This is a genomic window from Gilvimarinus sp. 1_MG-2023, from assembly GCF_030548285.1.
In genome coordinates this window covers 1-315 of the sequence record NZ_JAUOSC010000619.1, presented here as the reverse complement: position 1 = coordinate 315, position 315 = coordinate 1, and the positions used below count along the sequence as shown (strand labels likewise).

The following is a 315-nucleotide window of genomic DNA, read 5'->3' as shown; positions in this document are numbered from 1 at the left end:
CGGCAGATGTTTCCAGCTGGGTTGAATCCGGCCTGGAAAAATACGCGGGCATCCGTATGGCGATTGCGCAAAAAGAAGGGGTTCGCCTGCAACGTAACGCAACCCGCTCCAACCGTTTGCCAACCGTCGACCTCAGTGCCAGTTACACCATCTCGGACGTGGCACCCACTTACACCACCGATCCAACCGACTCAACCGTTGGCACCATTGGCCTGACCGTATCCATGCCGCTGTTTACCGGTGGTTCTCTGTACGCACAAAGCAAACAGTCGGCCAGCAATCTGGCAACCGCTGATTATCAGCTCGAGCAGCAAC

1 protein-coding gene is annotated in these 315 nt (G+C 56.5%); it reads left to right on the top strand.

The features are described 5' to 3' along the window. The coding region (locus Q4563_RS18340; RefSeq protein ID WP_303605527.1) for a TolC family protein at positions 1-315 on the top strand (315 nt) is incomplete at both ends.